5 protein-coding genes and 1 pseudogene are annotated in these 6801 nt (G+C 68.8%); 3 read left to right on the forward strand and 3 right to left on the reverse strand.

The window, feature by feature from the left end; translation table 11 throughout:
- Window positions 1–195 precede the first annotated feature (195 nt).
- Window positions 196–1371 (reverse strand): hypothetical protein, encoded by a 1176-nt coding sequence (locus tag KDH83_RS28550; protein WP_212321974.1) that lies wholly within the window; start codon window positions 1369–1371, stop codon window positions 196–198.
- Between the two features lie 430 nt (window positions 1372–1801).
- Between KDH83_RS28550 and KDH83_RS28555 the strand changes: the two genes are divergently transcribed.
- Window positions 1802–3901 carry a TonB-dependent siderophore receptor gene (locus KDH83_RS28555; RefSeq protein ID WP_249205420.1) on the forward strand — a complete coding sequence of 700 codons (2100 nt, stop codon included), beginning with the start codon at window positions 1802–1804 and terminating at the stop codon, window positions 3899–3901.
- Window positions 3902–3914: 13 nt separating this feature from the next.
- On the opposite strand, the gene KDH83_RS28560 is transcribed toward KDH83_RS28555, so the two are convergent.
- Window positions 3915–4337 (reverse strand): hypothetical protein, encoded by a 423-nt coding sequence (locus KDH83_RS28560; protein ID WP_212321976.1) that lies wholly within the window; start codon window positions 4335–4337, stop codon window positions 3915–3917.
- A gap of 52 nt (window positions 4338–4389) precedes the next feature.
- The gene (locus KDH83_RS28565) at window positions 4390–5379 is read right to left on the reverse strand and encodes a zinc-dependent alcohol dehydrogenase family protein (protein WP_212321977.1); all 990 of its coding nucleotides are present in this window, start codon (window positions 5377–5379) and stop codon (window positions 4390–4392) included.
- A gap of 104 nt (window positions 5380–5483) precedes the next feature.
- Between KDH83_RS28565 and KDH83_RS28570 the strand changes: the two genes are divergently transcribed.
- Entirely contained in the window at window positions 5484–6407 is a 924-nt protein-coding gene (locus KDH83_RS28570) for a LysR family transcriptional regulator (RefSeq protein ID WP_212321978.1), read from the forward strand.
- A gap of 40 nt (window positions 6408–6447) precedes the next feature.
- Window positions 6448–6801: pseudogene (locus tag KDH83_RS28575) on the forward strand (hypothetical protein); the annotation flags it as partial.

Genomic DNA, 6801 nt, shown 5'->3' on the forward strand with positions numbered 1-6801 from the left:
GACGCGCCGGTGCAGGTGCTGGGCCAGGTGGACCTGGGACAGGCAGAGCTGGGCCGGCGGACGGAAACCGAGCAGCGCAACCTGGCCGGGCTGACGGCCGAGGGGGGCTGAACGGGCTCGGCCCGAATGGAAAATGGGGCGGCCCTTTCGGACCGCCCCATTTTTCCTGAAGCGGGTATCGAGGCGCGCTGGCGCTCAGGCCACGCTGGTCGGCGCGGGCGAGGGGAAGTCCGGCAGCGAGATATCGCTATGTCCGGGCGTGACCCAGCGCACGCGTTCGCGGGTGGCGTCGATGCAGCCGCCTTCCTCGTACACGCCTTGCGGATCGCGGATGCGCATCATGCGCGCCAGCACGGCGGCGGTGGCGTCGGGGTCGGCCAGCGTCTGGCGCACCAGCGTCTTGACGCGCTCTTCGTCGATATAGCCCTTGCCCTGGGCGTCGGCGCGCAAGGCATGCTGCCAGTGATGGATCTCCACGCACTTGGAGGTCAGCGTGAAGGGCTGGTCGCGTTCCCAGAAATTATTGAACAGGCCGCCGCCCAGGTAGAACACCCAGGAGCCTTCATAGCCTTCCACGTCGGACGACGCGGAGTCCGGATTGCGGAACCAGAGCCGGTCGCCCGGCACGTAGAAGCGCTGCGGCAGCGGCTCGGCCAGCGAGCCGTACTCGTGCAGGAAGGTGTCGTGAAAGCGCCCGGACATCACCGCGCGCGTTTCCCACTGGCGCTGCAGGTCGCGCGCCAGCGCGGGGTTGGCCTGTTCGAGCTCCTGGGCGATGCCCAGCACCGTGACGTACTCGGTCGCGCGGTAGCACGAGAAGGCGTAGAGCTGGCCCGAGGCCTCGGGCTGGGTGGCGCGGCGCAGGCCTTCGATGAGCGAGCGGCCGGGCAGGATGGTGAAGCCGCGTTCCTCGTCATAGGTCCAGTAGCCCTCGGGGCGCTCGGCGTGCTCGGTGTCGAAGGCCAGGGCGGTCTTGCGCGCGGCCTGGACGATGCGCCGGCGGATGCGGATGGCGGACTCCAGCTCGGGCACGGACGGGAAGGGGAAGGGGACCGGGCTGCCCAGCATGGCCAGCAGGATCTCGCGTTCCAGGGCGGCCTCGTCGACGCCGCTGTCCAGGCCCAGCGATTGCGCCAGGCCGGTGGTGTCGTGATCGGGCAGGTGTTGCGCGGCGAAGGCGGGCGCCAGGCTGGCCCGGCAGCCGGGCGCGGCGCCGTCAAGGTCCGTGCAGATCGTGATGTCCCGCAGGCGGGAGCGCGCCAGGAAGGCCTCGAGTTGCTGGCGGGCCGCGCCGGCCTGGGCGGCGTCCGTGGGAACGAGATGGATGCCGCCCAGGTCCGGGCGGCTGGGGGAGTGCTGAACGTGAGACATGTAAGGCTCTGGAATGCAGCGTTGAACCCGGGAATCGCCGACGGCGGCCAGTGGCGCGGCGGTCGGCGGGACAGTTGATGATTGCAGATCCGGGGCTGGCGCGGTAGTAGCGGGTAATACAGGGTTAATACCCCCTCGCGCGGCCGGGCCCCAGCGACAGCGGGGCGGATTGTAGTCATGGCGCCTGACGCGCGTGTGTCATTCGAGGGGCTGAAGGGGCCGGTTTGTATCGTTGCCGCAACGGGGGGAAGTCCGGATTGGATTTCGCGCTTGCGCAGACTGAAAGCTTTATTACACAATTCATTCGCAAATGCGAATACATTGCATTTGTATTCATGTGTTAAAGATCAGGAAAGGAAGAACGATGGCGACTGGCACCAGGCCCAGCCCTTGCCCCAGGCGCGCCCAATCCCTGGGCGCGGCGATGCTGATGATGGGAGCGGGGGCGGTCAGTCCGGCGCTGGCCCAGCAGCCGCAGCAACAGGTGGAATTGCCCGCCGTCACCGTGACGGCGTCCGAGGTGAATGAATCCCCGACCGGCCCGGTGCAGGGCTTCGTGGCCAAGCGCGCCGTCACCGCCACCAAGACCGACACGCCGCTGATGGAAACGCCGCAGTCGATCACGGTGATCACGCGCGACCGCATGGAACTGCAGGGCGCGCAATCGGTGCAGCAGGCCGTGGGCTATACCGCCGGCGTGACCGCCGCCGCCTTCGGCGTGGACAACCGTGGCGATTCGGTCAAGATCCGCGGCGCCGATTCCACCCAGTACCTGGACGGCCTGCTCAACTCCGTCGGCTTCTACAACAACACCCGTCCCGATCCCTATGCGCTGGAGCGCATCGAGGTGCTGAAGGGACCGTCCGGCATGCTGTATGGACAGGGCGCGGTGGGCGGCATCCTGAACCAGGTCAGCAAGCGTCCGCAGGCCGAGGCCGCGCGCGAGATCGGCATCAGCTACGGCAATTACCAGCGCAAGCAGATCCAGGCCGACCTGACCGGCCCGATCGACGAAGAAGGCAAATGGCTGTACCGCGTGGTGGCGCTGGGGCGCGACAGCAACGCCTCGATCAAGCACGTCAAGGACGACCGCTATTTCATCGCGCCGTCGCTGACGTACCGGCCCAGCGCCAGCACCTCGCTGACGCTGCTGGCCAATTTCCAGAAGGACGACAGCGGCACCATGCTGGGCTTCCTGCCCTGGCGCGGCACGCTCTACGGCAAGCCGGGCGGGCGCATCCCGCAGGACTTCTTCGTCGGCGAGCCGGACTTCGACAAGTACACCGCCGAGCAGCGCTCGCTGGGCTATCAGTTCGAGCACGCCTTCAACGACGCCGTCACGGTGCGCCAGAACCTGCGCTACACGCACAGCAAGGTGGATTACCGCAGCGTCTACACCGCCGGCTTCAACGGCGCCGGCCACGGCTGGGTGCCGGGCAGCGATACGCTGCTGCGCCGCACGATCTACTTGAACCAGCCCACGCTGGACCAGTTCGTGCTCGACACGCAGGGCCAGTTCAAGTTCGCCACCGGCGCGGTGCGGCACACGCTGCTGGCGGGCATCGACTACCAGCGCTCCAAGCTTGCCGCGCGCCGTGGCGTGGGCGGCTCGGCCGCGCCCATCGACGTCTACAACCCCGTCTACGGCAACTACACGCCGCCGACGTCCACCGTGCGCGTGCCCGATTCGCATGCCAACCAGACCGGCCTGTACCTGCAGGACCAGCTGGAGTGGAATCAGTGGCTGCTGATGCTGGGCCTGCGCCACGACAGCTCGAAGTCGTCCGTGGACGGCACGCCGTCCGGCAGCCGCGACGACAGCGAGCTGAGCAAGCGCTTCGGCCTGATGTACCGCTCGGCCATGGGCCTGAATCCGTACATCAGCTACGCCGAGTCGTTCCAGGGCGTGGCCGGCTTCAACAAGGCCAACGAAGCCTACAAGCCGCTGCGCGGCAAGCAGTGGGAGGCGGGCGTCAAGTACCAGCCGCCGGGCGAGAACCTGACGGTCACGGCCAGCGTCTTCGACATGATCGAGAAGAACCGCCAGGTCGCCGGCGTGGTCAACGGCCAGGCCGACACCGTGCAGGTTGGCGAGGCGCGCACGCGCGGCCTGGAACTGGAGGCCATGGCCTCGCTGGGCCGGATGGACCTGGTGGCCACCTACACCTACCTGAACCCCAAGATCACCAAGGGCACGGCCACCGACCAGGGCCAGCGGCTGGCCAGCATTCCGTCGAACATGGCGTCGCTGTGGGCCAACTACCGCTTCAGCGCCTTCGGCGTGCCGGGCTTCCTGGCGGGCGCGGGCGTGCGCTACAACGGCCACAGCTTCGACGGCGCGGGCAACAACCGCGTCGAGGGCGTGACGCTGTACGACGCGGTGCTGGCCTATGACCGAGGCCCGTTCCGCGTGGCGCTGAACGTGACCAACCTGTTCGACAAGGAATACGTGGGCACCTGCATCGCGCGCGGCGACTGCTTCTACGGCACGCGGCGCACGGTGGTGGGCAGCGTGACCTATCGCTTTTGAGTCAGGTCCTGAGTCAGGGCCTGGACCGCCGGGGGCCGGGCTCCCGGCGGCGCGGCTTGGGCGCTATGCCCAGGCGCGGGTCGCGCGCCAGCGCCAGCCGCGCCATCAGTTCGGCCACGGCCTCAAAATCCTCGTCGGCCTCGGGCACGTAGAGCCACTTTCCCAGCACCGGATGCGGCCGCAGCGCCGGCGCTTCCTCGATCAAGGCCGCGTGATGCGCCTGCGAGGTACACACCAGCAGGCCACCCCAGGGCGCGCCGCGATCGGCCGCCACCAGGCACAGCAGGCCGTCCAGGTAGGCGGCCTCGCAGCCGAACATCTTCTTGCGCAGGTAGCCGGGATCGCGCTCCAGCGGGTCGAGGACCCACAGCAGCGAGTTGGGACGCGGGGCGCGCTGCTTCTTGGGCGGGGCAAAGAGCGTGGGGCGGCTGGGCATGGCGGGCGCGGCGGGGAACAATGGATGGGGCCAGTGTAAATCCCGCCGCCGTTCATACCGTCACGACGATCTTGCCGAACTGCTCGTTCGATTCGAGATAGCGGTGCGCCGCCACGATGTCGTCGAACGCGAAGGTCCGGGCGATCACCGGCTTGAACGCGCCGGATGCCAGCCCGTCCAGGATGAAGGCCTTGGCCGCCGCCAGGCGTCGCGGATCGCCGGTGATCTCGTGCACGAGATAGCCGCGCAGCGTCAGCCCCTTGCCCAGCACGGCGTGCAGCGGAAACGGCGTGGGCGCCGGGCTCAGGCCGCCGTACTCGACGAGGATGCCGCCGCGCGCCATCGCCGCCGTCAACGGTTCGAAGATCGGCCCGCCGATGGGGTCCAGCACCACGCGCACGCCGGCCGCGCCCGAGATGTCCCGCAGTCGCGCCTCCAGGTTTTCCTCGGCGGTCGCCACCACATGGGCGGCGCCGGCCGCGAGCAGGGCCTCGGCCTTGGCGCGCGTCCGCGTGACGGCGATCGGGATCGCGCCGATCCGGTTGGCGATCTGGATCGCCGCCAGCCCGACGCTGCTGGACGCGGCCGTCACGACGACGAAGTCGCTCTGGCGCAGTCCGGCGACATCGACCAGCGCGCCGTAAGCGGTGAGGTAGGGCATCCAGACGGCGGCGGCTTCCTTCCAGTCCAGCGACGGCGGATGCTTGACGACCAGCTCGGCGGGGAAGGTCGCCAGTTCGCCATAGGCCGGCCAGCGCACCATGGACTGCGGCGGCACGATGCTGACGGCATCGCCGGGCGCGAAATCCGTGACGTCAGCGCCGACGGCCTCGACGAGGCCGGCCGCCTCCAGTCCAAGTCCCGACGGAAAGACGGCTTGCTCGATGTAGGTCCCGGCCCGCAGCAGGGCCTCGGCCCGGTTCAGTCCCAGCGCCTTGACGCGGATCTGCACCTCGCCGCCGGCGGGGGGAACCGCCTCGGCTTGTTCGATGCGCAGGACCTCGGGGCCCCCATGTTGGTGAAAGCGGATAACGCGTGCCATATGTTCTCCATAAGGAACCAATTGATATGAATGGACTATAGGGGCACAATTTCCGCCGATAAATGGTCGATTCTGATCGACTCTGGAAACCAGGAGTTTTCAATATGGATCGATTGACCAGCATGGCCGTGTTCGTGAAGGCCGTGGAGCTGGGATCGTTCGCGGCGGTGGCGGACGAGCTGGGCCTGTCCGGACCGATGGTCGGCAAGCACATCCACGGGCTGGAGCAACGCCTGGGCGTGCGTCTGCTCAACCGCACGACGCGCCGCCAGAGCCTGACGGATTTCGGGCGCGCCTATTACGAGCGCTGCAGGATCGTGATCGCCGAGGCGGAAGCGGCGGACGCGCTGGCCGAGGACCAGCTGGCGCAGCCACGCGGCAAGCTGCGCGTCGCCTTGCCCGTGCACTTCGGCAGGCACTGCGTGGCCCCGGTGCTGCTGGGGCTGGCGCGGGACTACCCGGCGCTGGAGCTGGATCTTGCGTTCAGCGACCGGTTTGTCGACCTGGCGGAAGGCGACTACGACATCGCCATCCGCACCGGCGCGCTGGAGGACAAGGCGGGCGTGGCGGCGCGCCGCATCGCGCGCCAGCCGATGATCGTCTGCGCGTCGCCGGCCTATCTCAAGACCCATGGGCGGCCGGCGGATATCGATGCGCTGGCCTCGCACCAGGCTGTCCTGTACCGGCGGTCGGGCCGTGCCCGGCCATGGCTGTTCCCGCGCGACGGCCAGGCGCCGCGGGAGTTCATGCCGCAAAGCCGGATCCGGATGGACGACCTCGACGCCATCGCCGATGCCGCGACGCTCGGCATGGGCATCGCATGGCTGCCGTACTGGCTGGTTGGCGAGCGCCTCCGGACCGGGGAACTGGAGTTGCTGCTGCCGGCGCAGGCGCCGTTTCTCTACGATGCCCATGCGCTGTGGTTGCAGGCGGCGCATCTGCCGCGCAAGGTCCGCATGGCGGTCGATGCCCTGGCGCAGGCGCTGCCGGGATTGATGGCCCTGCCCGAGGCCGAAGCGGGCAGCTGAAGCGATACACTCGGGGCTTCACATTCACGGATTCCCCTCCATGGCCTTGATGTCCCGCTGCTTGTCCGCCATTGCCCTGTCCGCCCTGTCGGCGGCGGGCGCCGCGCATGCCGCGCCCGTGGCTTGCCCCGAGGCCGCCGGCATCGTGGCCGCGGCATACCAGGACGCCTCGGCGCCGGACAAGCTGGGCCGTGTCCGCCTGAGCGGCAGCGGCGACTTCATCGCCTTGCAGAGCGGGAATCGCAGCAATCCTTTCGCGGTCACCTGCAAGGCCTGGCCGGCCAAGCCCGAGCTGCTGCTGGCCGCCGTGCCGGTGATGCGCGACCTGTCCGACGCGAAGGCGGCCGACGGCCACGACGGCGACCTGGACGTGCTGGTGCTTGAGCGCGCCACC

The sequence above is a fragment of the Achromobacter sp. Marseille-Q0513 genome (assembly GCF_018195695.1).
Classification (GTDB): Bacteria; Pseudomonadota; Gammaproteobacteria; order Burkholderiales; family Burkholderiaceae_B; genus Achromobacter.